General features: G+C 43.7%; 25 protein-coding genes and 2 pseudogenes. 8 read left to right on the top strand and 19 right to left on the bottom strand.

Features of this window, described 5'->3' with window-relative positions; genetic code table 11:
• The first annotated feature begins 574 nt into the window (after nt 1-574).
• The 3 genes from proC to namA all read left to right on the top strand — a co-directional run bounded on the left by proC (nt 575) and on the right by namA (nt 3,727).
• Nucleotides 575-1,417 carry a pyrroline-5-carboxylate reductase gene (gene proC, locus J7E37_RS12490; protein ID WP_214778498.1) on the top strand — a complete coding sequence of 281 codons (843 nt, stop codon included), beginning with the start codon at nt 575-577 and terminating at the stop codon, nt 1,415-1,417.
• Between the two features lie 61 nt (nt 1,418-1,478).
• Nucleotides 1,479-2,624 (top strand): glycosyltransferase family 2 protein, encoded by a 1,146-nt coding sequence (locus J7E37_RS12485; RefSeq protein ID WP_214778496.1) that lies wholly within the window; start codon nt 1,479-1,481, stop codon nt 2,622-2,624.
• Between the two features lie 80 nt (nt 2,625-2,704).
• Entirely contained in the window at nt 2,705-3,727 is a 1,023-nt protein-coding gene (gene namA / locus J7E37_RS12480) for an NADPH dehydrogenase NamA (RefSeq protein WP_215024226.1), read from the top strand.
• Nucleotides 3,728-3,964: 237 nt separating this feature from the next.
• Here the strand turns inward: namA and J7E37_RS12475 are convergent, their stop codons facing one another.
• From J7E37_RS12475 to rnz, 6 genes are all read right to left on the bottom strand, one after another.
• The gene (locus J7E37_RS12475) at nt 3,965-4,585 is read right to left on the bottom strand and encodes a class I SAM-dependent methyltransferase (protein ID WP_215024224.1); all 621 of its coding nucleotides are present in this window, start codon (nt 4,583-4,585) and stop codon (nt 3,965-3,967) included.
• Between the two features lie 37 nt (nt 4,586-4,622).
• The gene (locus J7E37_RS12470; protein WP_215024221.1) at nt 4,623-6,758 is read right to left on the bottom strand and encodes a heavy metal translocating P-type ATPase; all 2,136 of its coding nucleotides are present in this window, start codon (nt 6,756-6,758) and stop codon (nt 4,623-4,625) included.
• Nucleotides 6,751-7,119 carry an ArsR/SmtB family transcription factor gene (locus J7E37_RS12465; RefSeq protein ID WP_215024219.1) on the bottom strand — a complete coding sequence of 123 codons (369 nt, stop codon included), beginning with the start codon at nt 7,117-7,119 and terminating at the stop codon, nt 6,751-6,753. Before J7E37_RS12465 ends, J7E37_RS12470 begins: the two co-directional genes overlap by 8 nt.
• 107 nt (nt 7,120-7,226) lie before the next feature.
• On the bottom strand, nt 7,227-7,511 hold the full coding sequence (locus tag J7E37_RS12460; protein WP_214778488.1) for a hypothetical protein: 285 nt from the start codon (nt 7,509-7,511) through the stop codon (nt 7,227-7,229).
• Nucleotides 7,512-7,604: 93 nt separating this feature from the next.
• Nucleotides 7,605-8,153, bottom strand: a complete 549-nt coding sequence (locus J7E37_RS12455) for a histidine phosphatase family protein (RefSeq protein WP_215024217.1) — start codon at nt 8,151-8,153, stop codon at nt 7,605-7,607.
• A 17-nt stretch (nt 8,154-8,170) separates the two neighbouring features.
• Nucleotides 8,171-9,100: a ribonuclease Z gene (gene rnz / locus J7E37_RS12450; RefSeq protein WP_214778484.1), complete on the bottom strand. Its 930-nt coding sequence runs from the start codon at nt 9,098-9,100 to the stop codon at nt 8,171-8,173.
• Between the two features lie 258 nt (nt 9,101-9,358).
• Between rnz and zwf the strand changes: the two genes are divergently transcribed.
• Nucleotides 9,359-10,858, top strand: coding sequence for a glucose-6-phosphate dehydrogenase (gene zwf, locus J7E37_RS12445; protein ID WP_215024215.1), 1,500 nt, complete (start codon nt 9,359-9,361; stop codon nt 10,856-10,858).
• 285 nt (nt 10,859-11,143) lie between these two features.
• Here zwf and J7E37_RS12440 read toward each other — a convergent pair whose 3' ends face one another.
• A complete protein-coding gene (locus J7E37_RS12440; protein ID WP_214778480.1) occupies nt 11,144-11,350 on the bottom strand; it encodes a zinc ribbon domain-containing protein in 207 nt (68 codons plus the stop codon).
• Between the two features lie 202 nt (nt 11,351-11,552).
• Here J7E37_RS12440 and J7E37_RS12435 point away from each other — a divergent pair, with 202 nt between their 5' ends.
• Nucleotides 11,553-12,287, top strand: coding sequence for a YwaF family protein (locus tag J7E37_RS12435; protein ID WP_214778478.1), 735 nt, complete (start codon nt 11,553-11,555; stop codon nt 12,285-12,287).
• Between the two features lie 85 nt (nt 12,288-12,372).
• On the opposite strand, the gene J7E37_RS12430 is transcribed toward J7E37_RS12435, so the two are convergent.
• The 3 genes from J7E37_RS12430 to J7E37_RS12420 form a co-directional block, all read right to left on the bottom strand.
• Nucleotides 12,373-13,116: an alpha/beta hydrolase gene (locus J7E37_RS12430; RefSeq protein WP_214778476.1), complete on the bottom strand. Its 744-nt coding sequence runs from the start codon at nt 13,114-13,116 to the stop codon at nt 12,373-12,375.
• Nucleotides 13,117-13,449: 333 nt separating this feature from the next.
• Entirely contained in the window at nt 13,450-14,859 is a 1,410-nt protein-coding gene (gene gndA / locus J7E37_RS12425; protein WP_214778474.1) for an NADP-dependent phosphogluconate dehydrogenase, read from the bottom strand.
• A 131-nt stretch (nt 14,860-14,990) separates the two neighbouring features.
• Entirely contained in the window at nt 14,991-16,271 is a 1,281-nt protein-coding gene (locus J7E37_RS12420; protein ID WP_215024213.1) for a DNA polymerase IV, read from the bottom strand.
• A gap of 174 nt (nt 16,272-16,445) precedes the next feature.
• Here J7E37_RS12420 and J7E37_RS22615 point away from each other — a divergent pair.
• Both J7E37_RS22615 and J7E37_RS22610 read left to right on the top strand, forming a co-directional pair.
• Nucleotides 16,446-17,231 (top strand): annotated as a pseudogene (locus J7E37_RS22615) (HAMP domain-containing protein); the annotation flags it as partial.
• Nucleotides 17,232-17,645: 414 nt separating this feature from the next.
• Nucleotides 17,646-18,173 (top strand): annotated as a pseudogene (locus tag J7E37_RS22610) (methyl-accepting chemotaxis protein); the annotation flags it as partial.
• A 68-nt stretch (nt 18,174-18,241) separates the two neighbouring features.
• On the opposite strand, the gene J7E37_RS12410 reads toward J7E37_RS22610, so the two are convergent.
• The 4 genes from J7E37_RS12410 to mce all read right to left on the bottom strand — a co-directional run bounded on the left by J7E37_RS12410 (nt 18,242) and on the right by mce (nt 22,406).
• Nucleotides 18,242-18,724, bottom strand: a complete 483-nt coding sequence (locus J7E37_RS12410; RefSeq protein ID WP_214778468.1) for a chemotaxis protein CheW — start codon at nt 18,722-18,724, stop codon at nt 18,242-18,244.
• Nucleotides 18,725-19,243: 519 nt separating this feature from the next.
• Nucleotides 19,244-20,365, bottom strand: a complete 1,122-nt coding sequence (locus J7E37_RS12405) for a tripeptidase T (protein WP_215024209.1) — start codon at nt 20,363-20,365, stop codon at nt 19,244-19,246.
• 74 nt (nt 20,366-20,439) lie between these two features.
• Nucleotides 20,440-21,990 carry an acyl-CoA carboxylase subunit beta gene (locus J7E37_RS12400; RefSeq protein WP_215024207.1) on the bottom strand — a complete coding sequence of 517 codons (1,551 nt, stop codon included), beginning with the start codon at nt 21,988-21,990 and terminating at the stop codon, nt 20,440-20,442.
• Nucleotides 21,991-21,992: 2 nt separating this feature from the next.
• Nucleotides 21,993-22,406: a methylmalonyl-CoA epimerase gene (mce, locus tag J7E37_RS12395; protein WP_214778463.1), complete on the bottom strand. Its 414-nt coding sequence runs from the start codon at nt 22,404-22,406 to the stop codon at nt 21,993-21,995.
• Between the two features lie 265 nt (nt 22,407-22,671).
• On the opposite strand from mce, the gene prli42 reads away from it, so the two are divergent.
• Nucleotides 22,672-22,767: a stressosome-associated protein Prli42 gene (gene prli42, locus J7E37_RS12390; RefSeq protein ID WP_023627413.1), complete on the top strand. Its 96-nt coding sequence runs from the start codon at nt 22,672-22,674 to the stop codon at nt 22,765-22,767.
• Between the two features lie 42 nt (nt 22,768-22,809).
• Here prli42 and J7E37_RS12385 read toward each other — a convergent pair whose 3' ends face one another.
• From J7E37_RS12385 to J7E37_RS12365, 5 genes are all read right to left on the bottom strand, one after another.
• A complete protein-coding gene (locus tag J7E37_RS12385; RefSeq protein ID WP_215024205.1) occupies nt 22,810-23,325 on the bottom strand; it encodes a L,D-transpeptidase in 516 nt (171 codons plus the stop codon).
• Between the two features lie 26 nt (nt 23,326-23,351).
• Complete coding sequence (locus J7E37_RS12380) at nt 23,352-24,386, bottom strand: aromatic acid exporter family protein (RefSeq protein WP_215024203.1); 1,035 nt, start codon at nt 24,384-24,386, stop codon at nt 23,352-23,354.
• 131 nt (nt 24,387-24,517) lie between these two features.
• Nucleotides 24,518-25,240, bottom strand: coding sequence for an amino acid ABC transporter ATP-binding protein (locus tag J7E37_RS12375; protein ID WP_215024201.1), 723 nt, complete (start codon nt 25,238-25,240; stop codon nt 24,518-24,520).
• A complete protein-coding gene (locus J7E37_RS12370) occupies nt 25,233-25,892 on the bottom strand; it encodes an amino acid ABC transporter permease (protein ID WP_192470710.1) in 660 nt (219 codons plus the stop codon). Before J7E37_RS12370 ends, J7E37_RS12375 begins: the two co-directional genes overlap by 8 nt.
• A gap of 84 nt (nt 25,893-25,976) precedes the next feature.
• Entirely contained in the window at nt 25,977-26,768 is a 792-nt protein-coding gene (locus J7E37_RS12365; protein WP_215024199.1) for a transporter substrate-binding domain-containing protein, read from the bottom strand.
• Between the last annotated feature and the right edge of the window lie 219 nt (nt 26,769-26,987).

Genomic DNA, 26,987 nt, shown 5'->3' with positions numbered 1-26,987 from the left:
AAGATAAGTTTACATATAAAACAGTCGATTGTCATTATTTTCACTTTATATTTTCAGAAAAAACTAATAATTATTCAAAATACTACTTGACATATGGGTTGTCTATCTTGCATAATCACTATTAAAATTTCGTAAACTTTTTAAAAGCATTCGAGTAAGACGAGTAGACAGGAATGGTGTCAGAGAGTGGAGTCCACCGGCTGAAAGGCTCCGCCGCCCTCTTCGTGTTGAACCCTACCTTGCGAGCTGCCAGGCAAACCTGGACGTATACCGGCGTTAACGGATGTTGAGCTGCACTTTTTCAGCACTGGCTGAAGAAGTGAATGAAGGTGGTACCACGGAAGCATGGCCTTTCGTCCTTTTTTGGATGAAGGGCCTTTTTGTTTTTCGTTGTTTAATAAGGCTCTTTTCGTAAACTTTGTTGCTTTCTCAACCAAAAGCAATCTATTCTGAAATCTCCTCGAAAAGAGCCCCGACACCTTTTTAAAGCGTTTTAGAACATGTAAGAAAGGCAACAATCAATGCGAAAACAGACTTTAATAAACGAAACAAAAATATTATGGAGGCGATCTTGATGAAGAAGCTTGTTTTTGTTGGCGCAGGTTCGATGGCAGAAGCGATGATTTCCGGAATAGGGGCAAGCGGGCTTCTTCCGGGAGAGCAGATCTGGGCCACGAATAAACAGGATGCTGACAGATTAAAATCACTGGAGCTGAAATATGGAATAAAGGCGACATATGATTTGGAAATGCTTTTCAAAAATGCGGATGCAGTTGTCCTGGCAATGAAACCGAAGGACGCAGCCGCAGCGGTTGGGGAAATCAAATCCTATTTACCTGAAGGGATGCTGATTATTTCGGTCCTCGCTGGCGTCTCGATTGCCGCAATTGAAACAGCTGCAGAGAAATCCCTGGCCGTGGCAAGGGCAATGCCAAATACCTCGGCCGCGATTGGCAAATCGGCAACTGCGATGGCCGTGAATTCCCATGTGAGTGAAGCGCAAAAGGTGCTGATACAGGAGCTTTTTAACACAATCGGCCTGACAACAATCGTTGATGAATATCAGCTTGATGCCGTCACAGGCCTATCAGGAAGCGGTCCTGCCTATATTTATTACCTTGTCGAGGCGATGGAACAAAGTGCCGCTGAAATCGGTCTGGATAAGCAAACAGCAAAGCAGCTGATTATCCAGACGCTGCTGGGCGCCGCCGAAATGCTGACGAAGTCGGATAAGGAGCCTGCCCAGCTCCGCTTTGAGGTGACCAGCCCGGGCGGTACGACCGAAGCAGGCATCAGCATTCTTGAGCAGCATGGCGTCCAATCTGCTTTCGTATCCTGCATCAAGGAAGCCACAGCTCAATCAAGAAGGCTGGGCCACCTGCTGGGAAATGAACTTGCAGCAAACCGTCCGCTTTAAAAATTGCAAATATGCTCCCTGTTTCTCTACAATGGAGAAAAACAACAGGGACGTGTAGATGTTGCTTCTAACCTTACTGTCTTTAACTTTAATCATCTGGATTTTGGCGACAATCGATGCCTTGATTGGCTTTAGGAAAATGGATTCCCTCGAAAAGGCTGAGGTTGCCGACCAGGGACAAAAGCTTAGCGTCATCGTGGCTGCCAGGAATGAAGAAGAACATATTTCCCTAAGCATTCGCACCCAGCTGAACCAAACCTACAAAAATACCGAGTGGATCCTGGTCAATGACCGTTCCGAGGATGATACCGGCAAAGTGATGGAACGCCTGAAAAGCTCTGATTCAAGAATCAAAGTGATCCATATCGAGAGTTTGCCAGAAGGGTGGCTCGGCAAGAACTACGCACTCTATAAAGGCTGGCAGCGCGCGACAGGGAACTTGATCTTATTTACAGATGCTGATGTTTTGTACCATCCCGAGGCTTTTTCAAAAGCGGTTGGCTATTTTGAGAAACATAATCTCGATCATTTGACGGCGGCCCCGAACCTTAGTGCAAAGCCGTTTTGGCTGAAGGCCTTTGTTGCTTTCTTCTTATTCGGCTTTTCCTATTACAAGAGACCCTGGCTCGGCAATAATCCCCGCTCAAAAACCGGCGTCGGCATCGGAGCATTCAATATGATCACCCGGTCGGCCTATGAAAAAGTCGGCACGCATGAATATATAAGGATGCGGCCCGATGATGACTTGCAGCTGGGAATGATGATTAAGCGAATAGGTCTCAAGCAGCGGATTGTCACGGCTATGACGCTCATTGAAGTGGAATGGTACCAGAGCCTGAAGGAAGCTTTAGCGGGATTGGAGAAGAACACCTTTGCCGGCCTCCACTATCGGATCAGCATGGTGCTATTTTCGGTGTTCGGTGTCTTTGTATCCCAGGTCGTGCCTTTCTTCACTCTTTTTTCAAAGAATCAGGCAGTCGCCATTTTAAGTGCTGTCAATCTCATATTCCTGGCTTTCCTTTATGTGATGGTAACAAAGAAGATGACCCGCTTTTCACCATGGATGTTCTTTGTCCTTCCCTTCACTGCCCTGATATTCATTTTCTCCATTCTGAGAGCGAGCTACCTGACATTAAGAAGAGGCGGCATTATCTGGCGCGGAACGAAATATACACTTGCGGAATTAAGAAAAAACACATTGCGGTGAGTACAATTTTTCCTTTCCTAAAGAAGCCCTGTTATACTTAAAATATATTTTGGATTTCGAAATAAAAGGAGGCTGCAGGATTGGAAAAGAAATTATTTTCCCCTTATAAAATTAAAGATTTAACTTTGAAAAACAGAATCGTCATGGCTCCGATGTGTATGTACTCATGTGAAAAAGAAGACGGGATTGTCACAGACTTTCATATGACACACTATGTAAGCCGAGCTGTCGGCCAGGTGGGCCTGGTCATTCTCGAGGCAACTGCGGTGACGCCGCAAGGACGGATTTCCCATCAGGATCTGGGAATCTGGAGCGATGAGCATGTGCCCGGTCTAACAGCTTTGACGGACCAAATCAAGCAGAGCGGTGCCGCAGCTGGTATCCAGCTGGCACATGCCGGAAGAAAAGCAGCATTGCGTGATGAAATCATCGCTCCTTCTGCTTTAGCTTTTGACGAGAAGTATAAAGAACCGAAGGCTATGACGGTTGAGGAAATCAAGGAAACCGTCTCGGCATTCAGGCTGGCTGCCGAGAGGTCAAAGCGCGCTGGCTTTGATGTAATCGAAATCCACGCTGCACATGGATATTTGATCAACCAGTTCCTCTCCCCGCTTACAAATAAACGTGTGGACGAATACGGCGGCACTGCCGAGAACCGCTTCCGCTTCCTTCAGGAAATCCTTGAAGAGGTAAAAACCGTTTGGGATGGACCTCTGTTTGTCCGGGTTTCCGCAAGTGACTATCATGAAGAAGGCTTGACAGTAGATGATTACGTAACCATTGGTGCATCGCTAAAGGAATTGGGCGTTGACTTGATTGATGTCAGTTCAGGGGCCGTTGTACCAGCCAGAATCCATGCCTATCCAGGCTACCAGGTGAAATTCGCTGAAGAAATCAAGCATGAAGCCAATGTGGCTACCGGCGCGGTGGGATTGATCACAACCGGGATCCAGGCAGAAGAAATCCTGCAGAATGAACGTGCCGATTTGATTTTCATCGCCCGCGAACTCCTGCGCGATCCATACTGGCCAAGAACAGCAGCCAAGGAGCTTGGAACAAGCATCGAATCTCCTAAGCAATATGAACGAGGATGGATTTTTTAAGCTAAAAGAATCATTATTTCTAAAGAGGCTATTCCAGAGTATTACTTTGGGAGGCCTCTTTTCTCGCTCTTTACCCTTTAACCTTTAACCTAATTTAATATCATAGCCTTGATGACGGACACTTCCTGGCGTTTTCCATGTATTTCTGTCCGTCATGTGTATCATTTTACTAATGCAATAACACCACAGAAAAAGAGGCTGTCATTCAAACAGCCTCTTCTTTATGGGTGCGTCTCTTTAACAGACTTTTTGCAGCAGAATCCTGCGGTACGTATTGCCGAGCATAACTCCTTCATCTGATATCAGCCTAACTCTCGCTTTTTCCTTTTGGCAGATTTCCTCAAAGGATACACCGATGTCCGTTCCAAGCAGTTTGATCACATGTCTTAAAGCTTTTGTGACAAAAGATTGCCCTTTGCCTGGCTGTGCAAATTTATCGAAAACGACCACCAGACCTTCCTTGCGGCAAACTCTGATCATTTCGCCAAAAGCCTTTGTGCTGTCAGGTACTACTGATAAAATTAAGCTTCCGATAACATAATCGAACGACCCATCGTCGAACTCAAGCTGTTGGGCATCCATTTTAAAAAAAGTGATGCTGGAGCCTTTGAATTTCTCCTTCGCTTTTTCCAGCATATCCTCCGAGTAATCAATTGCAGTAATCTCCAATAGATCATAAGGCAATCTATCAATGTCTGCCCCAGTGCCTGCACCTACGAACAGTACCCTGTCCCCGGGACGGAAGTGAATCTCGCTGAACAGTATATCTCTCACTTTCGAAAATGGACCAGAATTGAAGATCCTATCATAAATCGGGGCCCACCCCTTGTAAATGAGCTTATTCCAGGAATTGTTCATGGTATCCTCTCCACCCAGAATCAGTAATATGATACATCTATTTATCTTTGACTCTCAAAAGCCTCAGGCCATTCAGAGTGACAATCAGGGTCGCGCCCATATCAGCGAAAATTGCGATCCACAGGGTGAGCCAGCCAGGAATGACCAGCAGCAGCGCCAGCAATTTCACGCCGATTGAGAAGGCGATGTTCTGCTTGATGATTGCGAGTGTTTTGCGGCTCAAATTAATCGTGAACGGCAGCTTTTTCAAGTCATCTGCCATCAGGGCGATATCGGCGGTTTCGAGTGCTGTATCGGTGCCCGCTCCTCCCATTGCAACTCCGACCGTCGCAGCGGCGAGTGCAGGTGCATCATTGATGCCATCCCCGACCATCGCAACTTTTCCGTGGTTTTTCTGTAGTGTTTTTATGAAATTCAGCTTCTCTTCAGGAAGCAAATCGGACTGGATATCGGACACGCCTGCCTGGCTGCCAATCGCAGCTGCGGTGCCTTTGTTGTCACCGGTCAGCATGATGGTCTTTTCAATGCCAAGCTCATGAAGACGGGACACGACTTCCCTGCTCGACTCTCTAACTTCATCTGCAACCGCGATTAATGCAAGTACTTCAGAATCACTGCCTGCAACCATGACTGTTTTCCCTTCAGACTGCAGGCGTGAAATTTCTCCAGCAGCCCCACCAGGAATTCCACCTTCGACGATTTCTTCAAGGTATTTAGGGCTGCCGATATAATAAACAATCCCGTCAACAGTTCCCTTTAATCCTTTACCGGTTACCGATGTAAAATCTTCAATTGCTTTATCCATGTACGGGACTGTGTCTGCGTCTGCCTTTCGGATAATAGCAGAAGCAATTGGATGCTGTGATTTATTTTCAAGGGCAGCGATTACTGCAAAAAGACCGCTTGAATTTTCACCAGATAACAATTTGAAATCAGTAACAGCCGGCACTCCTTTTGTGAGCGTCCCAGTTTTATCAAAGGCAACGGCTTTCAGCATGCCCATTTCCTCAAGGTGGACGCCACCCTTTACAAGCACACCATGTTTAGCGGCGTTGCCAATCGCTGTCACAATTGAAACTGGCGTTGAAATGACCAGGGCACACGGACAGCCGACAACCAGGACGGCCAGCCCTTGATAAATCCACTCACTCCATCCTCCACCGAAGAGAAGTGGCGGTACAATAGCAACCAAAAATGCGACAAGGATAATAATTGGCGTGTAATACTTGGCGAACCGGTCCACGAAAGCCTGCGAAGGAGCCTTTTCCGCCTGTGCCTCTTCTACAAGGTGAATGATTTTCGCGATTGTGGTATCATCGACCAGTTTAGTGATTTTAACCTCGATGAGACCTTCCCCATTCAGCGTGCCGGCAAACACCTCATCACCCACGCTTTTATCAGCTGGAACAGATTCCCCGGTAATCGCCGCCTGGTTGACAGCCGAGAATCCGGAAACGACTTCCCCATCCATGGCAATTTTTTCGCCTGGTTTTACAATCATAATGTCGCCGACTTCTATTTCATTTACATGGATGCTGTATTCCCTGCCATTCCGGCGGACGAGAGCTTCTTTTGGTGCAATATCCATTAATGAACGGATCGAGGCTCGTGCCTTATCCATTGAATATCTTTCAAGCACTTCACTAATCGCAAACAATATGACAACGACAGCACCTTCGCTCCACTCGCCAATGATGGCAGCCCCGATGATCGCAACAGTCATCAGTGCCCTCATGTCAAAATCGAGCTTTAGAAGATTCTTTATTCCACTTTTAAAAAGGGAGTAACCACCTATAATAATCGCGCCCAGAAATAATAGGATGGCCGGCAAACTACCTTCACCAAAATTAAACTGAAGAAAATACGCGGCAATGATCATCACTAAGCTGATCAATACCGTAGAATTTTCCTGCCAGAACGGTTTCTTTTTTTCAGGGATAATCTCAGCTTTATCCGGGTAAAGCCGCAGGTTCTCAAATGCGCCAGCTTGCTCCAGTTCCTCAATGGAGGCTTTACCGAAAACAGTCAGCTTGGAAGCGCCAAAATTTACTTTTGCATCAAAAACACCATCCAGGTGCTTTACGTTCTCTTCGAACTTTCCGGCACAGCTTGCTCAGGTGAAGCCCTGTACCCGATAAATTGTTTTCGCGCCAGATTGCGCTGCTTCAGTCATTCAAATCCAACTCCTTTTGATGTTCAAACGCCTTGTGAATCAATTGCTTCACATGGTCATCCACCAGTGAATAATAAACAAGCTTCCCTTCCTTACGGTATTTAGCGAGACCAAGATTCTTCAACAGCCTTAAATGGTGGGAAGCAGTAGCAGTGGACGAATTGACGACCGCAGCTACATCGCAAACACAAAGTTCTTTGCCTACATATAGTGAGTATGCGATTTTAACCCTAGTTTCATCTGACAACGCCTTGAGTATTTTTGCGGCTTCAACAGTATTTTGTTCTTTCAATTCAGCAGACATCTGTTCCACTTTTTCGTCATGGACGCAATTGACCTGGCAGACATCCTGCTCCTTCAATTTGCTCACCCCATTCATTCAAATGATCTTTTGATTATATCTTATTCAAATGACCGTTTGATTGTCAAACAAAAATAAAAAACCAGGAAATCTCCTGGTTTTAAAGGTTAGGCTGTTTTTTCACCCTGCCGGTCAGCAACCTTCTTGAAGTAGAAACCTAGTTTGACGAGGCCAACTGCCGTCAAGGAAAGAATCATGTTGAAGAACACTGCAAATATCGCAAGATCCATGACTTCAAAGATGAATGCATACAGAAATCCAACTGCCCCAAATAGTGATATTGTGATGAGAAAATGCATCCTCGGAAAAAGAAAGGTAATGATTCCGCTAAACAACATAACTAGTGAACCCATGATAAATAGATGAAAACCGAATAAAAGTAAAAACTCCAAAACAATTCCCCCAGTATTCGTGTTGTTGGTTTGATGGTAATGATTCCACCACTTTCCAATTCCCTCTGGGTTCCTTGTCTAAACTAAAAGACCTTAAATTCGGTCATCCCATATTCTATTAAGCATCGTTTCTTCGTTGGAAACGACGAGTTCGAATACATCGGGATTTGTCATTTCCATCAGGCAGTCGTAACCGAAGCTTTCATTGAAATACCTCATTAGCAATGTGGTCATGTTACCGTGGCTGACCAGTAAAATATGATCATGTTCTGAACATAATAAATCCTCAATCAATGATTTGGCTCGATTCATCGCAGCAGAATGAGATTCTCCGCCTTCAAATACTAGCTCAAAATCCTCAAAGCTTTGCTTTAGCTTATCTCGCCAGTCCTCAAGGTTGACTGTACTAAGCACTCTTTCTCCGAGTCTGTCATCCTCCTGCACTCTTATTCCTCTTGAATCAGAAAGAGGTTTCATTGTATCGACCGCTCTTTTAAAAGGGCTCGAATAGATGATATCTATTTCTTTTCGCTTGAAAAAGTCCACTAATGCCAGTGCCTGCTTCTTGCCCTGTTCGGTCAGTGGTGAGTCTACAGGCTGCCCAGCCGCACTTGCGTGACGTACAAGATAGATTGTTTTCAATCAAAACACCCCTTTATTCAGTCATGTTCATAAGGAACGGAGATTTCCATAAAATCTTCTGAGACAACCGTATTGGCAAACACTGTTTGTGCTTCCGCTTCAAGCTCCTTCCAGTCATTTTGGTCATACCTGGAGCTAATATGGGTCAGGCACAGCTTTTTTACATCTGCATTCAAGGCTGTTTCAGCAGCTTGCAGAGTGGTCGAATGAAAATATTCATAAGCAAGTGTACCTTCATCTGCTGAAAAAGTCGCTTCATGGACGAGAAGATCTGCATTTTGGGCAAGAACTGAAGCATTTTCGCAAACCCTTGTATCACCTAAGATCGTGACAACCCTTCCTTTTTGCGGCGGACCGACAAATTCAGCAGGATTGATGACCGTTCCGTCGTCCAATATGACTTCTTCCCCATTCTTGATTTTCCTGTAGTCTGGACCGGGCTTTACACCTGCAGCTCGAAGCTTATCGGCAAGAAGAGTCCCAGGACGGTCCTTCTCCTTTACTCTGTACCCATAGGAAGGAATTCCATGCTCCAACAATCTTGCTTCAACGATAAATTGCTCATCTTCAAAAATGACACCTTCCTCAAGCTCAATGATTTCCATAGGATATTTCAAGTAAGATTTACTGATTTTCAAAGATACCTCAATATACTCTTTAATCCCGGGAGGACCATACACGGTAACCAATGACTCCCCGCCCTGGAAGGAACGGCTGGACAGCAGTCCCGGCAAACCATATATATGGTCTCCGTGCAGGTGGGTAATGAAAATTTTTTCAATCCTGCGCGGCTTAATGCTTGTATGTAAAATTTGGTGTTGAGTTGCTTCGCCGCAGTCGAACAGCCAAACGGCTCCGCGCTCCTCCAGCAATTTCAATGCGATTGAGGTCACATTCCTCAGCTTGGCCGGAATACCCGCACCTGTTCCAAGAAAAAAAACATCCATAATCCTGACATCCTCCCATACAATACACCTGCCCATCCTACAGGCAGTGTCATATTCCTTTCAATATATCACAACAGGCATTATTCATCTAAACCAAACGCCGGATTTAACCGGAAGTGGGATAGTTCCATTCAATTAGAAGAAAACTAAATACAGTTCAAACAGTTGCTAATTGTTCTTGAAAGGGATAAAATTTTGTATTTGTAGAGTGTTTTTTATACATACTTTTAAATTCACATAAAAGAGAGGTTCTATATTGTGGCACACACCGAAAAACCAACAGCTTTAATCATGATCTTCGGGGCTACGGGAGACCTGGCAAACCGTAAATTGTTTCCTTCCCTCTATAATTTATTTGAAAAAGGAAAACTGGATAAATTCGCGGTCGTTGGCGTTGCCCGAAGACCACTGTCAAATGAGGAATTCCAGCTGAGGGTAAAAGAATCCGTTAAGGAGATTGGGGATACAGACGCTGATGTCGACGAGTTCGTCTCCAAGTTTTATTATCATTCCCATGATGTAACTGATTCAAGTTCTTATCTTGCCCTTGGAAAGCTTTCGGAAGATTTGGACAGCCACTATGGACTGAATGGCAATCGAATTTTCTACCTGGCAATGGCACCTGAATTCTTTGGAACAATTGCTGAGCACTTAAAGAAGGATAAGCTCACCGATGTATCCGGGTTCAAGCGCCTGGTCATTGAAAAGCCTTTCGGACATGACCTTGAGTCGGCAAAAGTGTTGAACAAGCAAATCCGAACCGCTTTTACAGAGGATGAAATCTACCGAATTGACCACTACCTTGGAAAAGAAATGGTCCAGAATATCGAAGTAATCCGTTTCGCAAATGCGCTGTTCGAACCACTCTGGAATAACCGGTACATTTCCAATATCCAGGTTACATCAAGCGAAACGCTTGGTGTGGAAGAACGCGGCCGTTATTACGAGAAAAGCGGTGCCCTAAGGGATATGGTCCAGAACCATATGCTGCAAATGGTTTCATTGCTCGCGATGGAACCGCCGATCAAATTGACAACTGATGAAGTCCGCTCGGAAAAAGTTAGAGTATTCCGCGCTCTCCGCCCAATAAAAGGCGAGGAAGTCAATGAATATTTTGTTCGGGGACAATATGACATAGGTGTCATGAACGAAACAGATGTACCTGCTTACAGACAGGAGGAGATGGTCGATCCTGAATCCAATACAGAAACATTTGTAGCTGGAAAGCTGATGATTGATAACTTCCGCTGGGCTGGAGTTCCGTTCTATATCCGTACTGGAAAAAGAATGAAGGCAAAGTCAACAAAAATTGTGATCCAGTTCAAAGATATCCCAATGGATTTATATTATCAGCCAGAAAAAACGGTAAATCCAAATCTGCTTGTCATTCATATCCAGCCAGAAGAAGGAATCACCCTCCACTTGAATGCCAAGAAATCTGGCCAGGGTACAAAAGCTACACCTGTCAAGCTGAATTACTCAAACAAAGGGATTGACGGACTTAATACTCCAGAAGCATATGAAAAACTTCTTTATGATTCATTGCGCGGAGACGCAACCAACTTTACACATTGGGATGAAGTCGCATTATCCTGGAGCTTCGTTGATAATATTTCAGCTGTATGGGAAAATACGAAAGAGCCAGGCTTCCCTAACTATGCCTCAGGTTCCATGGGGCCGGACGCAGCAGACAAGCTGCTAGAGAAGGATGGATTCTTCTGGTGGCCAATCACTGAAATCGATGTAGAAAACTGTTAATAGAACAAAAAGCGCAAGCGCCTCGTTCAGCCCCGACAAGCGCTGGAGGTCCTGACAGTGAAGTCGTTCTTTGACTTCATTGGCAGGACCGAAGTGTCTCGAGGGGCTAGGCACTGGAGCTGGATTAAGACACCCTCATGCAGTTATCCACCCAAAAATACTTTTATAATTTCCTATAAAAGAACAAAAATCCCGCCTTGGTAATAGGCGGGATTTTTTGCAATGTCTCTGAAATTTCAAAATAATCCTTTGGTGGTTAACGTAATTCTGCTGCCTAATCTAGCTTCAGCCCCCGAAAAAGAAATCCAGGAGATTAGATCCGGCAGATGCTTCTTTGTTGTAAAACTCCGAGTATCCGCAATTCCTACAGTAAACGACAGTGAACTGGTTATTCTGGATATCAAACATCTTGGACAAGCCCGTTCCTGTCATTGCCACATCCTTCTGACCTGCATCTGTGCTTCCGCATTTAATACAACCATTTCCGATCATGTATTCCAACTCCCTTTTTTAAGCTTTAGTACATTTACGAATCAAGTAAAATTTGGTTTCACTTTTCCGTCCTTTCTAGGGGCTTCTGAACTCGCCATACTTTTTTTGGACAGGATGCAAAGTTTCCGAAAAGAGCCAACATAAAAGAAGCCTAAAAGGGATAACTTATGCTTATCCTATTTTCGGAACTAGAGGTGGAAGCATGGAGTGGTTTGGTCACAGCAATGAAGTTTTTGATTTTAATATGTTTTCTGCTAGTCATTATGCGATTATCACTATCTTTGTTTTGGTTAGTATCTTTATTTTCACTAACCGACAGAAATTAAGTGATGAAAAATGGAGGAAAGCAGAGCTGGGAACTGCCCTGTCATTAATATTGATAGAGATTAGCAACCATCTTTGGATGTACAAGCATGCTGTCTGGAAATTAGGGCGGTCAATGCCGCTTGAGTTATGCAATATTGGGCTCCTGCTGGCAATTGGTTTATTACTGACAAGGAAGAAAATATTTTTCGAGCTTTTGTTCTTCATTGCTTTATTAGGAGCTACACAAGCCATCATCACACCTGCATTAACCTATGATTTTCCCCATTTCCGCTTTTTTCACTTTTTCTATGCCCATATGATGATTGTATGGGTGACCCTTTATTTCCTATGGGCTAAAGGTTATTATCCAACCTTCAGTTCTGTCATAAAAGTTGTTCTTTTTATCAATCTGCTGCTGCCAGCGATCCTGTTCATTAATAAGGCAGCTGACGGAAATTACTGGTTTTTACGCCATAAACCAAAAAGTCCAAGCTTTATGGATTTACTCGGCCCGTATCCGTGGTACATTTTTTCATTGGAGAGTTTACTGGTATTATTGAGTTTAATTACCTGGCTCTGCATGAGGAGCTGGCTAAAAGGAGAGAAAAAAACTTCTTATTCAGAGTCATGAGTGGATTTAGTTAATGCACAAAAATCGGATCTATAAAAAAAGCTTGCGGCAGAACCCGCAAGCCAAGTGGACAATCACTTACCTTCTAAAGTTGTTTTCTAATGAAATCAAGCGTTTTATCAATGATTACTTGCTGGTCGTTATCCAGTGTAGCAACATGATAGCTTTCTTTCAAATGAAGAATCTCTTTTATTTCTGAACTGATATCATCATAAATCGTTTGCGAATTATCAGGCGGGACAACATGGTCCTCGGCCGAAACAAAAATTAATGCTGGGCAAGAAACCTTTGAAAGCTCTTCTTTCACTGCACTCATAAATGGCAATATTTCTTTAATGGATTGAACCGGAGTTTTTTCATAGGCAAGCTCTATTACTCCCGGCTTCTTGATGTCGGAACCAATGGCATCCAAAAATCTTGTTCCTTCCAGCTGGAGAACTGGCTCCATTGCCGGTATATCAATGGCCGCATTGATCAGTACGATTCCTCTGATTTCAGGATATTTTTCAGCCATGTATAAAGTCAGTGTTCCTCCCATTGACAGGCCCGTCACAAAAATCGTATCACAACGCTCTTTTAACCACTGAAACCCTTCTTCTACCGATGCGATCCAATCCTGATAGGTGGATTGTTCCATGTCCTCATAATGAGTACCGTGGCCTTTCAATCGCGGTCCGCAAACGGTATATCCTGCAGCTGCATATACCTCGCCCAGCGGCCGCATACTCTGTGTTGAACCCGTAAAACCATGCGATACCAATATACCTACAGAATTACCTTCAAAATAAAAGGGTTCTGCCCCCAGCAAAACTGGATAATCTTCTGCCATACTCAATCCCTCCAATCTTAATACCATCCTTTAAAGGTTTCGACTGGGGCTTTTGAAAACCCTTCCTGCATTTAAAAAAGGCTCTTTTCTCAAACTTTGTTGCTATTGACTACAAAATAGGATTGAAGGACCTATTTTACTTCGCAATGTTGACTCTTTTGTGAGAAAAGAGCATGCAAACTTGATACCGACCTGCGACATGGCCTTATTTTACGTTAAAATCGGCTTTGGGATTTTAACAACAATTTTTACGAAAAAGCCTTAAAAAAATTCCACTTCACCCGCTATAAATGTAAAAGCACAGCGAACACGAGGTCCACTGTGCTACCTTTCTTATTCCATCCATTCAGTGTGGAAAATACCTTCTTTATCGATGCGCTGATAGGTGTGGGCACCGAAATAATCGCGCTGGGCCTGGATCAGGTTAGCCGGCAATGTTTCTGTTCTATAGCTGTCAAAGTATGAAAGTGCGGCCGAGAAGCTTGGCACCGGGATACCATTCATGACAGCAGCTGAGATAATTTCCCGTAATGACTGCTGGTAGCTGTCTGCGATTTCCTTGAAATAAGGGTCGAGCAGCAGGTTTTTCAGAGCAGGATCGCGATCGTATGCTTCCTTGATTTTTTGGAGGAACTGAGCTCTGATAATGCAGCCTCCACGGAAGATCATCGCAATATCGCCATAATTCAAATCCCAGCCATACTCTTCGGAGGCAGCTCTCATTTGGGCAAATCCCTGGGCGTAAGAACAAATTTTACTCAAATAAAGTGCCTTGCGGATCGACTCAATGAATGCCTCACGATTGCCATCGAATGGTTTTGTTTCAGGGCCAGAGAGGACCTTGCTCGCTTCCACGCGCTCTTGTTTCATGGCCGAGATAAAGCGGGCGAAAACAGATTCTGTAATGATTGGCAGCGGCACACCAAGGTCAAGAGCACTCTGGCTCGTCCATTTACCAGTTCCCTTTTGGCCAGCGGTATCAAGAATCATATCAACAAGTGGTTTGCCTGTTTCATCATCTTTCTTTGTGAAAATATCAGCCGTTATTTCAATCAAATAGCTGTCAAGCTCACCTTTGTTCCATTCAGCAAACACTTCATGAAGTTCTTGGGCACTTAATCCAAGGACATGCTTCAACATAAAATAGGATTCAGAAATAAGCTGCATGTCGCCGTATTCGATTCCGTTGTGTACCATCTTTACATAATGCCCTGCACCATCGGGGCCAATGTAAGTAGTGCAAGCTTCTCCATTAACCTTTGCAGCGATATCCTGGAAAATTGGCGCCACCAGGTCATAGGCTTCTTTTTGTCCGCCAGGCATAATGGAAGGTCCATGAAGTGCACCTTCCTCCCCACCGGAAACACCGGTGCCGATGAAGTGGAGCCCAAGCTCGCTCAATTCCTGGTTTCGGCGCAGAGTATCAGCAAAATATGTATTGCCTCCATCTATGATGATATCTCCCTTTTCCAGATGAGGTTTTAATTGTTCAATTGTAGCATCAGTCGCTGCGCCAGCTTTGACCATCAGCAGGATTTTCCGTGGCTGTTCAAGCGATTGAACAAATTCCTCAATGGAATAAGTTCCGACGATCTTCTTGCCTTTCGTTTCCTCAAGCATTTCATCCGTCTTTTCCCTTGACCGATTATATACTGATACTGAATAGCCTCTGCTTTCGATATTCATGGCGAGGTTTTTCCCCATGACAGCAAGGCCAATGACTCCAATTTGCTGTTTTGACATATGTTAACGTCCCTTCTTTCTAGAATTAGGTATTTAAAATCATACAAACTAATTTAACAATGAACCTATACTTGTGCAAACAATCTGGTTTGTCCCTTTTTATTTTGACTTAACAAGGTCTAGCTAAACCATTAAAAATCTTTTTTCTCTTTTCTGCGATCCTGGAGGAAATCCTTATTAAAGCTCGTCCCAGCCCCGGCATTCTCCCTGGTTGATACCTTTTTCACCTGGGAGCCGGCACTTTCAATGATACTTTTGCCATATTTCTCTCGCAGCTGGCTCATCGTATTGATCAGCGGCTCCTTTTTGGCATCCTGCTCATAAGAAAATAAATCGAGCTGTTTGACTGCTTTGTCCGCTTCAAGCAGCTCGGTGCCAGTGATCCCCAGCAGCCTGATAGGGTCTCCATTCCAATGCTTCAGAAAAAGCGTTTTGGCGGCCGCGGCTATTTCGTCCTGCTTCGATACAGGGTTCTGCAGCTTCTGGCTCCTGGTAATCGTCTTCCTGTCCTTAAAGCGGATCATCACACTAATACTTGTGGCGACCGCCTCCTTCCTCTTCATCCTTGCTGCTACTTGCTCTGACAATCGATCAAGAACCTTCAGAAGCTCATTCTGATTCGAAATATCGCGAGGCAGCGTAGTCGAATTACCGATGCTTTTAAAATCGTAGACAGAATCCGGATCTACCTGGCGGTTGTCCAGGCCATTAGCTCTTTCTTTCAATCTTAATCCGTTGATGCCCAGCAGCCCTTTCAGCTGGATTTCATTTGCTGCCGCTAATTCGCCTATTGTATTGATTCCAATACTTTTTAGTTTGTCCGCTGTTTTTGTTCCTACTCCATGCATTTCCCCGACCTCAAGCGGCCAGAGTACCCTTGGGATGTCTCGCTTTCTTAAAACTGTGATTCCCATTGGTTTCTTCATATCGGAAGCTGTTTTCGCCAGGAACTTATTTGGCGCTACTCCTATGCTGCACGGCAAGTCAAGCTGCTCAAAAATTCTTTTTTGAATGCTTTCTGCGATTTCCAGAGGCGCCCCCAGGTCGGAGCAATCCGTTATATCCATATATCCCTCATCAATGGAAACAGGTTCGACAACCTCTGTGTATTGGCGCAAAATATCAAACATAGCAGCAGATGCTGTGCGGTATCTGTCAAAGTTCGGTTTTCTTATGATTAAGTCCGGGCAAAGTTTTTTGGCTTCCCATAGCGGCATCGTGGTCTTGACGCCGAATTTCCTCGCTTCATAGCTGCAGGTTACAATTATTCCCCGTCTTTCTTCCGGATTGCCGGCAATCGCCAGTGCCCGGCCCTTCAATTCAGGATCGTAAGCCATTTCTACTGATGCATAGAAGCTATTCATATCAACATGCAAAATGACTTTGCCCTTTTTTGGATACATTTCTTTCATGATCCCACTTCCCAAATATACGTTCCCTTCTAGTTTATCAAAAAAACTCCTTCATTACTTATATAGAGATTAATTTTACGGTTTATCGAGTTTTGAACATTATGTGAAGAAAAGCGCCAAAACATTAAATATCTTCATAGGAAAACCGATAAGAAAATATAAGGATATAGAAAAATGGGGGAAACTTTTATGCAGCATTGGTCTATTGGCAGAAAGTATGCAAGCGTTTTCGCATTCATTATGGTCATTTTTTTGGGCAGCTTCATCTATTTGACGACTGTTTTATCAAACCTTCAAAATGCGATCGACCTTGCCGAGGAAAAAAGTGATTATGCAATCATGATTAGTGAAATGGGAGCTACATTCCGCCAGAAGTATATCATTATCACAGACTACATAACAGAACCGAAACCAGAGCTTCTGACACTCTACAAAACAGAAAGTGATCAATTTAACAGTTCAGCTGACAAGCTTAAAAACAACGTAAAAACAGAGGAAGCCCAAACTTTGTTCAATTCAATTGTCAAAACAGATAAGCATATGGATAAAATCTGGGAAGATGAGATTTTAAAAACTGTAGAAGATTTCAAGAAAAACGGTGAACAGGTTGATATATTTACCCAAATTAGTCTCGCTAACAAGGCTGAGACCATCCGCGATATGAACATTGATAAGCTTAATGCGCTCAGGACTGCAATCCTTGATGACCGGACAACAATCATGAAGGAAACCCATTCTACAATCGCAACGATGATTCGGAATACATTTATCATTATCATTATCGCGTTTATCATTTCTTCAGTGGCAATGTACTTTGTCTCACGCAATGTCAGCAAAAACCTTAAGGATGTGGTTGCTTACTGCAAGAAACTTGCAGCCGGTGAGTTGAATGCAAAGGCATTGCAGGCCAAGAGCAAGGACGAGGTCGGCCAGATCATCCTGGCAATGAATCAATTATCCGGAAATCTTAAAGCCTCCATTTCAAACATTCTTGCGTCATCTGACCAGGTGAATGCAATGTCAAGGAACCTGAAGCTAAATGCTGAAGCGACAACAGAAGCGAACAATGAAATCACGACATCAATCATGCAAGTTGCCACTGCCTCTGATGAGCAGGTGAAAATTTCCGAACGCACGAACGAAGCAGTCGAAAATGTTTCTTCACAATTGATTGTAGTGACTGGTTCGCTTAAAGAGACGATCCATACGACAACAAGCACGAAGGAAAAAATCGAGCAAGGTAAACTGTATGCTTTCAATGTCACCGAACAGATGGATGAAATCAATGGAAAGGTCACTGAATTAGCCAATGTGATTCATTCCCTTAAAAATAATTCTCAGGAAATCCATCGAATCATTGAAATCATTACTGATATTTCAAATCAAACGAATTTACTGGCATTGAATGCCGCGATTGAAGCAGCAAGAGCCGGTGAGCATGGCAAAGGCTTCGGTGTCGTCGCCCAGGAGGTCCGCAAGCTCGCTGAGCAATCAGCTGGTGCTGCAGAGAGTATCCGAACCATCCTTGAGCAGACTGGCAAAGAGACGAACCTTGCAGTGAATGTTATGGATGAAAGTCAGACAACCGTACAAAAAGGCAATGAACTGGTCGAGAAAGTAGCCGAAATTTTCACCGATATCGCCCAATCGATCGAGGAAGTCAGCCTAAAAGGAAATACCGCAAGCAGTGCGGTCATGAATGCCAACGATAGGATGGAGTTCATGGCACATGCTGCAACTGAAGTAATCACCGCGTCTTCCAAGTCGGCACAATTCCTCGAACAGGTAGCTGCCACAACAGAAGAACAAAATGCCACAATGCAGGAGCTGTTGGAATCATCCAGCAAGCTGTCAAACATGGCTGAAGACCTGAGGAAATCATTCTCCAGCTTTAAACTGTAGCTACAAAAAACAAGCTGACCAATTAAAATCGGTCAGCTTGTTTTTATTCAAACGAAGTAAGTAAAACTTTAGTTGTGTAATTCTTGTTTTTGGTTTTTCATATATTCCTTTATTTCTTTGATCCCTTCAAGTGATTGAATCAATGTTTCCGGGTCTATTAACATGATCATGCGCTTATCGAAATTGGCCACACCGGTAATGAACCTTGTCTTCTGGTAAGCAACAAGGCCTGGCTGCTTAATGTTTTCTGCAGGAATTTCAAGAATTTCCTTTGCATCCCTCACAAGGGCCCCCATTGAAATTTCCGAAGTCTCGATCACGATCAGCCTGGTTTTGTCTTCAACTTGAATATCCCGATTATAAAGCACCTTTTCCAGGTCAATGACCGGAATCAAGTCTCCCCTTACTTTTGTTAAGCCTGTTACATAATCAGGCATATGAGGGATTGCTGTCATCCCTTCCATTTTTTCAATCGAAATGACATAAAGAATCGGAAAAGCGTATTCTTCATTCCCTGCCTGGAATACAACCGTCTTATTGCTATCAGCCATTGGAGTACACTCCTTTATTTAATTTCCTTCTATCACTCTATTTAATTCCTGGTGGATACTAGTGAATCATTCCAAATATTATATCGGATTTTTTAGAGTCATCTTTAGGACAATTGAGGGGTTAGTGAATTTAAGTTTAATGGACAGTTTGATGGCCTGCTCGCCCCGAAATGTCTATTAAACCGTAGTTCTTGGACATTTTGACGGCCGGCTCCTCCCGAAATGTCTATTAAACCGTGGTTCTTGGACATTTTGACGGCCGGCTCCACCCGAAATGTCTATTAAAGCTTGGTTCTTGGACATTTTGACGGCCTGCTCCTCCCGAAATGTCTATTAAACCGTGGTTCTTGGACATTTTGACGGCCTGCTCCTCCCGAAATGTCTATTAAAGCTTGGTTCTTGGACATTTTGATGGCCTGCTCGCCCCGAAATGTCTATTAAAGCTTGGTTCTTGGACATTTTGATGGCTCCTATACAATGAAAAAAAGGGCTTTCCCAGCAGGGAAGCCCTTCCTCGTATTATTGTGCTGCTACTTCTTCAATCAATGCGATAACCATCTCGGCAAGCTTGTTGAGCTCTTCGATTGGCATTCTTTCATTCGTTGTGTGGATTTCTTCATATCCTACTGCGAGGTTGACGGTCGGCACCCCAAAACCGGCAATGACGTTTGCATCGCTTCCGCCGCCGCTGTGCAGCAATTCTGAGCTTCTGCCGATTTTTGCGGCTGCTTTTTTAGCGAGCTCAACGACCAGGTCACCTTCGCCAAATTTGAAGCCAGGGTACATGACCTGGACATCGACATCTGCCTTGCCGCCCATTTCCTGTGCAGCTGATTCAAATGCTTCTTTCATTTTTGCCACTTGCGCTTCCATCTTTTCAGGAATAAGAGAACGTGCTTCTGCAAGGATCTCTACATGGTCGCAGACGATATTTGTTTGTGTTCCGCCCTGGAAACGTCCAATATTCGCTGTGGTTTCCTCATCAATACGGCCAAGCGGCATTCTTGCGACGGCCTTTGCCGCAATCGTAATGGCTGAAACACCTTTTTCTGGGGCAACACCTGCATGAGCCGTTTTACCATGGATGATAGCTGCTACTTTTGCCTGTGTAGGTGCTGCAACAATAATGTTCCCTACCTTGCCGTCACTGTCCAGCGCATATCCGTATTTCGCTTTTACCAATGAAGAATCCAATGCTTTTGCACCAACCAGGCCTGATTCTTCCCCAACAGTAATGATGAACTGGATTGTACCATGCGGAATCGATTGTTCCTTTAAAACGCGGACTGTTTCAAGCATGACAGCCAGTCCAGTCTTATCATCAGCACCAAGGATCGTTGTTCCATCAGTAACGACATAACCATCTTTAATGGATGGCTTCACGCCATTTGCAGGAACGACAGTATCCATGTGGGAAGTAAAGTAGATTGTATCTGCTCCTTCTTTTGTCCCTTGTAAAGTACAGATCAGGTTTCCGGCTCCGTGACCAGTTTGTGCCGTTGTATCGTCCTCGAATACCTCTACGCCGAGGTCCTCGAATTTTTTCTTAAGGACACGTGCAATTTCAGTTTCATACTTTGTTTCAGAGTCAATTTGGACAAGCTCTAAAAACTCATTCAATAAACGTTCGTTATTAATCATTCTAGCCGACCTCCAATTATGTATATACTACTAGAGTATAACGCTAATTGAATCTCAACACCAAACACAAAATCCTACAGCGGGATGTTGCCGTGCTTCTTGCCTGGTCTGTCTTCCTTTTTCGTTCGGAGCATTTCCAGTGACTGAATCAATTTGATTCGTGTTTCTCGCGGATCGATGACATCATCCACCATTCCCTGGCTTGCCGCGACATAAGGATTCGCAAATTTTTCACGATACTCATCGATTTTCTGCTGCCTTGTCTCTTCTGGATTGTCACTGTTATTGATTTCTTTCGCAAAAATAATATTGGCAGCTCCCTGCGGACCCATTACAGCGATTTCAGCATTCGGCCATGCGAACACCAGATCCGCCCCGATCGATTTACTGTTCAGGGCCACATATGCGCCACCGTAAGCTTTTCGCAAAATCACGGTGAGCTTAGGAACGGTTGCTTCCGAATAGGCATAAAGGATTTTTGCTCCATGGCGGATGATGCCGCCATGCTCCTGCTTGATACCTGGGAAGAATCCGGTGACATCTTCAAAAGTGATGATGGGGATATTGAAAGAATCACAGAATCTGATGAAACGGGATGCCTTATCGGAAGAGTCGATATCAAGTCCGCCTGCCATCACCTTAGGCTGGTTGCAGACGAGGCCAACGACCTCCCCTTTAATTCTTGCCAGACCAATGACAATGTTTTTGGCAAAATCCTTCTGTATTTCCAGGAATGAGCCGGCATCGACTACCTGCTCAATTACTTTACGCACGTCATACGGCCTTATTGCATCGAATGGAATGGCATCCGTTAAATCTGGCCTGTAGTCATCTTCAGCATCTGCCTCTAACCTCGGCGGCTTTTCTTCATAGCTTTGCGGCAGATAGCTTAACAGCAGTCTGACCTGCTCTAGTGTTTCTTCTTCAGACTGGCCATGGAAATGAGCATTGCCACTGATCGTGTTATGTACAATCGCACCGCCAAGGTCCTCTGCAGAAATTTTTTCGCCGGTTACCGTTTCAATTACTTTAGGTCCGGTGATGAACATCTGGCTCGTTTTTTCGACCATGAAAACAAAATCCGTAATAGCTGGAGAGTATACTGCCCCGCCGGCACATGGACCCATGATCACGGAAATTTGCGGGATCACTCCAGAATAAATGGAGTTGCGGTAAAAAATATGACCGTATCCATCAAGTGAAACAACGCCCTCCTGGATCCTTGCTCCGCCAGAGTCATTCAACCCAACGAATGGAGCACCATTTTTAGCTGCCAGATCCATTACATTGGCGATTTTCTTTGCATGCATTTCACCTAAGGCTCCACCAAATACGGTGAAATCCTGTGAAAACAAATAAATCGGCCTCCCGTTCACCTTCCCGTATCCGGTTACAACTCCATCTCCTGGGCCTTTCTGGTTCTCAAGTCCAAAGTCTGTGCTCCGGTGCTGGATGAATGGATTCAACTCCACAAAGCTCCCTGGATCAACTAGTAAATCAATTCGTTCACGAGCAGTCAGCTTCCCTTTTTCATGCTGCTTTTCGATCCGTTCGTCACCGCCGCCCAGTTCAATTTCCCTGCGTTTATCGTATAGTTCATTGATTTTTTCATAGATGTCTGGCATTTCTATTCAGCCTCCCCGTTCTTCTCGCAAAGTTCGTATAAAACGCTTCCTGTCGATTTTGGATGCATGAATGCGACTAACGCTCCCCCTGCACCTTTCTTAGGAACATCCTGAATCATTTTGATTCCATTTTCCTTCATATCATTGATTCTTTCCTGGATCGAATCTACGCCCAGGGCAACATGGTGGATTCCTTCCCCACGTTTTTCGATAAAGGAAGCGATAGCGCTTTCTCCAGATAAAGGTTCAAGGAGCTCAAGCTTCGTTTCTCCCGCTTTCAGGAAAGCTACTTTGACCTTCTCACTGTCTACTTCCTCGATTCCCAGCAATGGCAGCTTCAGCACCTCTGTATAAAATGGGAGGGCATGCTCAATAGATTTGACAGCAATGCCGATATGGTCGACCTTTTTAATCATGTAATTCCCTCCAAATATTATTTAAATATATTTAACTGTTTTAATATTCGACAAAAATGTCACAATTCCTTCTAATTTCAACGAACAATACCGTTCATGGGGAAATTATCATTGACATAATAATTAAGTCATTATATTTCTAAACTATCATAAATTCCCTCGAAGGTTGGTATAAATGCATCTCTTAAAAGGGTTGTTGAATTCATCAGATGATTGTAAAATAGTAGTGATAGATAGCGAAAGCTTTGGAAGGGGGATTACTTTTATGCGTAAGCCAAATATCAGGAAGGTCGTAGTATACATCATGCTTTTTACTATGCTTGCTTCAACCCTTCTAATGGGATTATCAACATTCCTATAATAACTATAAATAAATCAAAGGGCTGTCATCTGACAGCCCTTTTTATTCGTTGATTGCTCCATATTCTTTACCTAATTCTATAAAATCTTTAGAAGTAGAAGTAACTAGAATCTTTGTACCTAATGGTATGTATTCATACAATGATTCGACTGCCTCATTTTGAAGGCGGATGCAGCCCTGGGATATTTTTTTCCCGATACTCGAGGGGTCATTTGTTCCATGGATTCCGTATGTTCGGCCATCCGTATCCCCTGCATCGAACCCAATCCACCTGCTGCCAAGAGGATTGTTGGGATGACCGCCAGGAATATCCTTTTTACGGTAATAAGGGTCGGGAGCTTTGACAGTGACGGTAAATAAACCTTCGGGTGTCAGCTCATCTGATTTGCCAGTTGCTGCGCTGACCACCGTCTGGACTCTGTTCTCATTGATCAGTGCCACTTCATTCGTCTGTTTATTCACAATTACAAATGGATCTCCAGGAAGCGGATTTGTTCCAAGCGGCCAAATAGGTGAAAATATGAATGCTGCTAGAAGCATAGAAATAAACACTGGCATGTTAATCCCCCCGTGGTCTATTTCCGTTAGTTTGTCACGGCCGCTTCATTTTTATCCTCACTCGTCTTAAGTCCTTTGAATGACCGTTTCAACAAAAGGAATTGTTCCATTTCATTAACAAAATGGAGAAGTGCGGCCCTCGCTTCGAACTCTTCCCTTGTTTTAGGAAGCTCCATATTCTCAAACTCCGTTTTCATCCTCATCAATTTTTCCAGATAAATAAGAACTGTATTACCAGGGTGAATCCCTCTGGATAGCGACTCGACAAAATCAGCAACAATATTAGCCTGTTCAACATGCTGCGGAATTGAAGTGATGGAAGGAAGTACTCTTTCAATGATTTCAAATTGCTTTTCCCTGATTCTAAAATATTGATAATACAAATTTTCATCTCTTAAAAAATGATTTTCTACGTCCTGGATGGCAAGTGCCTTTGCCTTTTCAATAAGCGTCGCAGTCTCGGTCAGCTCCCGGCCATCCCAATTAGAATCATTCTTTCTAAGGTAAAGTGTAATTTCGCTGAATATCTTCTTGAATTGGGCTTCAATTTCTCTTTGGTATTCTTCCAGCTTGTTGTCGACACTCGGCATATACAAATTCATGATCAACGCCACACCTATTCCAATCGTGATAATTCCCAGTTCATTAAATAAAAGGCCAGATGTTACATTCCCTGCAGAATAGATATGCATGATGATGACACTGCTGGAAACGACTCCTTCCTTCGCCCTGAACATGACAACGGTCGGAATGAAAAAGAGCAGCAATAGTCCGATGACAACAGGGTGGTACATGATCCCCTCAAAAAACACCGCAGAGAACGCCATAGCAATTACGCAGGCCAGGAATCTATGCCAGGATGCCTGCAACGACCGCTTTTTTGTCACCTGGATACAAAGAATCGTCAAGATACCAGCAGAGACATAATTTTCAAAGCCAAAAAACTGGGCAATAACGATGGCAATCGCCGTACCAAGCGCTGTTTTTAAAGTACGATAACCAATTCTGAATTTCACAATGTATTCTCCTATCAAAAAACTTATACTGTTCAAACACTGCATACTACACGAAAGACTTTGGCTATCTATTCAGACAAACCTCAAACAAATAAAAAGATGACCATACCATTTTTGATATGATCATCCATTAGTTTATCAGATTCGTCATCCATTATAAAAGCAATGCTAGTGTCTTACAGCATTTTTTCAAGAAATTCTTTTGCTCTGCTGCTCTTCGGGCTGCTGAAGAATTCTGCTGGAGGGGCATCCTCTACCAATACTCCGCCATCGAGGAAAAGTACTCGATCGGCGACTTCACGGGCAAAGCCCATTTCATGGGTTACAATAGCCATTGTCATTCCGGTATGGGCCAGTGACTTCATAACCTCAAGCACCTCTTTGACCATCTCCGGATCCAATGCGGAGGTTGGTTCGTCGAACAACATGACTTCAGGATTCATTGCAAGGGCCCTGGCGATTGCTACCCGCTGCTTTTGGCCTCCAGACAGCCTGTTCGGATATTCATTTGCCTTTTCGGAGAGGCCTACTTTTTTCAGAAGCTCCAATCCTTGCTTATCGGCTTCAGCCTTACCAGTCCCTTTAACCTTTAACGGTGCATACGTAATGTTTTGCAGCACGGTCATATGCGGGAATAGATGAAAGTGCTGGAACACCATTCCTACATTTTCACGGACTTTCATAATGTTCGTTTTCTTGTCGGTAATATCATCTGAGCCAATTAAGATCTGGCCGCTTGTCGGCTGCTCAAGTAAATTAAGGCAGCGGAGGAAAGTCGATTTTCCTGAACCTGAAGGCCCGATAATGGCAACAACCTCACCATTTTCGATTGTAGTGGATATTCCCTTTAAAACTTCAAGCTTGCCAAATGATTTATGAAGGTTTTGTACTTTAATCACTTTGCCTCATTCTCCTTTCAACCAGCTTGCCAATGAATGTCAAGGAGATGACCATGAGATAATAGATCAGGCCGGCAAAAATCAGCGGCTCAAAAAATCTATACTGCTCTCCGCCAACAATATACGCTCTCCGCATAATATCATTTGCCGCAATAACCGTTACAATCGCCGATTCCTTCGTCAGGGTGATAAATTCATTCATCAATGCAGGCAATATATTTTTTAAAGCCTGCGGCAGGATGATGTCCCGCATCATACGATTACCGGGAACACCAAGAGCCATCGCTGCTTCTTTCTGTCCTTTATCCACCGCTAAAATTCCAGCACGAATGATTTCCGATATATATGCAGCCGAATTCAAAGAGAAAGACGCCACCGCGGCAGTGTAGGATGAAATCTCAAAGCCAATAATCTGCGGAGCTCCGTAATAAATGATCATCAGTTGCAAAATGAGCGGTGTGCCGCGAAAGATGGATGTATAAACATCTGCGAACCAATGGAGCGCTTTGTATTTGCTAATTTTTAAGATTGCAAGGATGATTCCAAATGCAAAGCCCAGAAGCCCTGCTACCAATACTATTTTAAGTGTGACGCCAATTCCCTTCAGGATATATGGCAACGAAGGAAGGATGGCGGTAAAATCAAGATCCATATTCTTAACAGCCCTCTCTGTCTATTTCATGAAGGAGAAAGGCGCCCAGAAGACATTAGCATTCTGAACGCCTGTTTTTGATTCTTACTTTTCTCCGCCAAACCATTTAACAATCAATTTGTCTACTTCACCGTTTTCCATTTTCTCTTTCAGAACCTTGTTGAATTCCTCTGTCAGCTTGCTTCCTTTAGGGAACGCGATGGCTGAACCGGCTTCTTCTTCGCTTCCATCCTCAATCGTAAATCCAGCAAGATCAGGATTATTCTTGAAGTATCCTTCTGCCACTGTATCTTCAATAATCGCTGCATCAATACGGCCAGCTTTGATCTCCTGCACCAATTCAGGGATTCTTGTTCGTTTCTCAATCTTAATTTCAACTGTTTCTGCAATTTTTTCCGCTTCTTCTTCCTGGATGGACGAAAGCTGGACACCAACAGTCTTTCCCTTTAGGTCCTCGATTGCTTTGATGTTGCTGTCTTTCGCAGAAACAATCATATGTTTCGCTGTATAGTAAACATCAGTGAAATCAACGTTTTCTTTACGTTCAGCAGTTGGAGTCATGCCTGCCATGACAAAATCCACGCGGTCAGCCTGCAGTGCACCGATAAGACCGTTGAAATCCATATCCTTAATTTCCACTTCATACCCTAACTCACTTGCAATCAGATTTGCCAGATCTACGTCAAAACCAATAATTTCATCACTTGTAGCTGTTTCCACGTATTCAAACGGAGGATAGTCAGCTGAAGTCCCCATTTTAAGGACTTTCTTTTCTTCTCCGCCGGCCCCAGATGTTTTTTCAGTGCTTGTCCCGCATGCAGCGAGAATTCCCATTAATAACACGCTCATCATAAAAACTGAAATTACTTTTTTCATTTGTTTGTTTTCCCCCTATAATGTTCATTCTGTAATTTTATACAAGTTTATTAATATACCAGCTATTAAACTTATAGTTTTCTGTATAACAACTAATAATTATTAGCTAAGATGTATTTTAACACATACTAATAAATATGCAATAATATTTTTAAATATAAATAAAATACATTTTACTCATAGGCTCTGTCACACTTGCCTGTTGATTTTCGTTCCAGG

The organism is Bacillus sp. ISL-39 (assembly GCF_018613295.1).
Taxonomy (GTDB): Bacteria; Bacillota; Bacilli; order Bacillales; family Cytobacillaceae; genus Mesobacillus.
This window is presented reverse-complemented; position numbering and strand designations above follow the sequence as displayed.

Coding starts and splice junctions, on each gene's coding strand:
- J7E37_RS12400 (WP_215024207.1), bottom strand. CDS start 21,990: ATGCCAGACATCTATGAAAAAATCAATGAACTATACGATAAACGCAGG.
- J7E37_RS12430 (WP_214778476.1), bottom strand. CDS start 13,116: ATGGCAGAAGATTATCCAGTTTTGCTGGGGGCAGAACCCTTTTATTTT.
- proC (WP_214778498.1), top strand. CDS start 575: ATGAAGAAGCTTGTTTTTGTTGGCGCAGGTTCGATGGCAGAAGCGATG.
- J7E37_RS12370 (WP_192470710.1), bottom strand. CDS start 25,892: ATGGATCTTGATTTTACCGCCATCCTTCCTTCGTTGCCATATATCCTG.
- J7E37_RS12385 (WP_215024205.1), bottom strand. CDS start 23,325: ATGCCAGTGTTTATTTCTATGCTTCTAGCAGCATTCATATTTTCACCT.
- prli42 (WP_023627413.1), top strand. CDS start 22,672: ATGCGTAAGCCAAATATCAGGAAGGTCGTAGTATACATCATGCTTTTT.
- gndA (WP_214778474.1), bottom strand. CDS start 14,859: ATGTCAAAACAGCAAATTGGAGTCATTGGCCTTGCTGTCATGGGGAAA.
- mce (WP_214778463.1), bottom strand. CDS start 22,406: ATGATTAAAAAGGTCGACCATATCGGCATTGCTGTCAAATCTATTGAG.
- J7E37_RS12420 (WP_215024213.1), bottom strand. CDS start 16,271: ATGAAAGAAATGTATCCAAAAAAGGGCAAAGTCATTTTGCATGTTGAT.
- rnz (WP_214778484.1), bottom strand. CDS start 9,100: ATGGATGTTTTTTTTCTTGGAACAGGTGCGGGTATTCCGGCCAAGCTG.
- J7E37_RS12405 (WP_215024209.1), bottom strand. CDS start 20,365: ATGATTAATAACGAACGTTTATTGAATGAGTTTTTAGAGCTTGTCCAA.
- J7E37_RS12435 (WP_214778478.1), top strand. CDS start 11,553: ATGGAGTGGTTTGGTCACAGCAATGAAGTTTTTGATTTTAATATGTTT.
- J7E37_RS12475 (WP_215024224.1), bottom strand. CDS start 4,585: ATGAACAATTCCTGGAATAAGCTCATTTACAAGGGGTGGGCCCCGATT.
- J7E37_RS12365 (WP_215024199.1), bottom strand. CDS start 26,768: ATGAAAAAAGTAATTTCAGTTTTTATGATGAGCGTGTTATTAATGGGA.
- J7E37_RS12440 (WP_214778480.1), bottom strand. CDS start 11,350: ATGATCGGAAATGGTTGTATTAAATGCGGAAGCACAGATGCAGGTCAG.
- J7E37_RS12410 (WP_214778468.1), bottom strand. CDS start 18,724: ATGGCTGATAGCAATAAGACGGTTGTATTCCAGGCAGGGAATGAAGAA.
- J7E37_RS12380 (WP_215024203.1), bottom strand. CDS start 24,386: ATGCAGTGTTTGAACAGTATAAGTTTTTTGATAGGAGAATACATTGTG.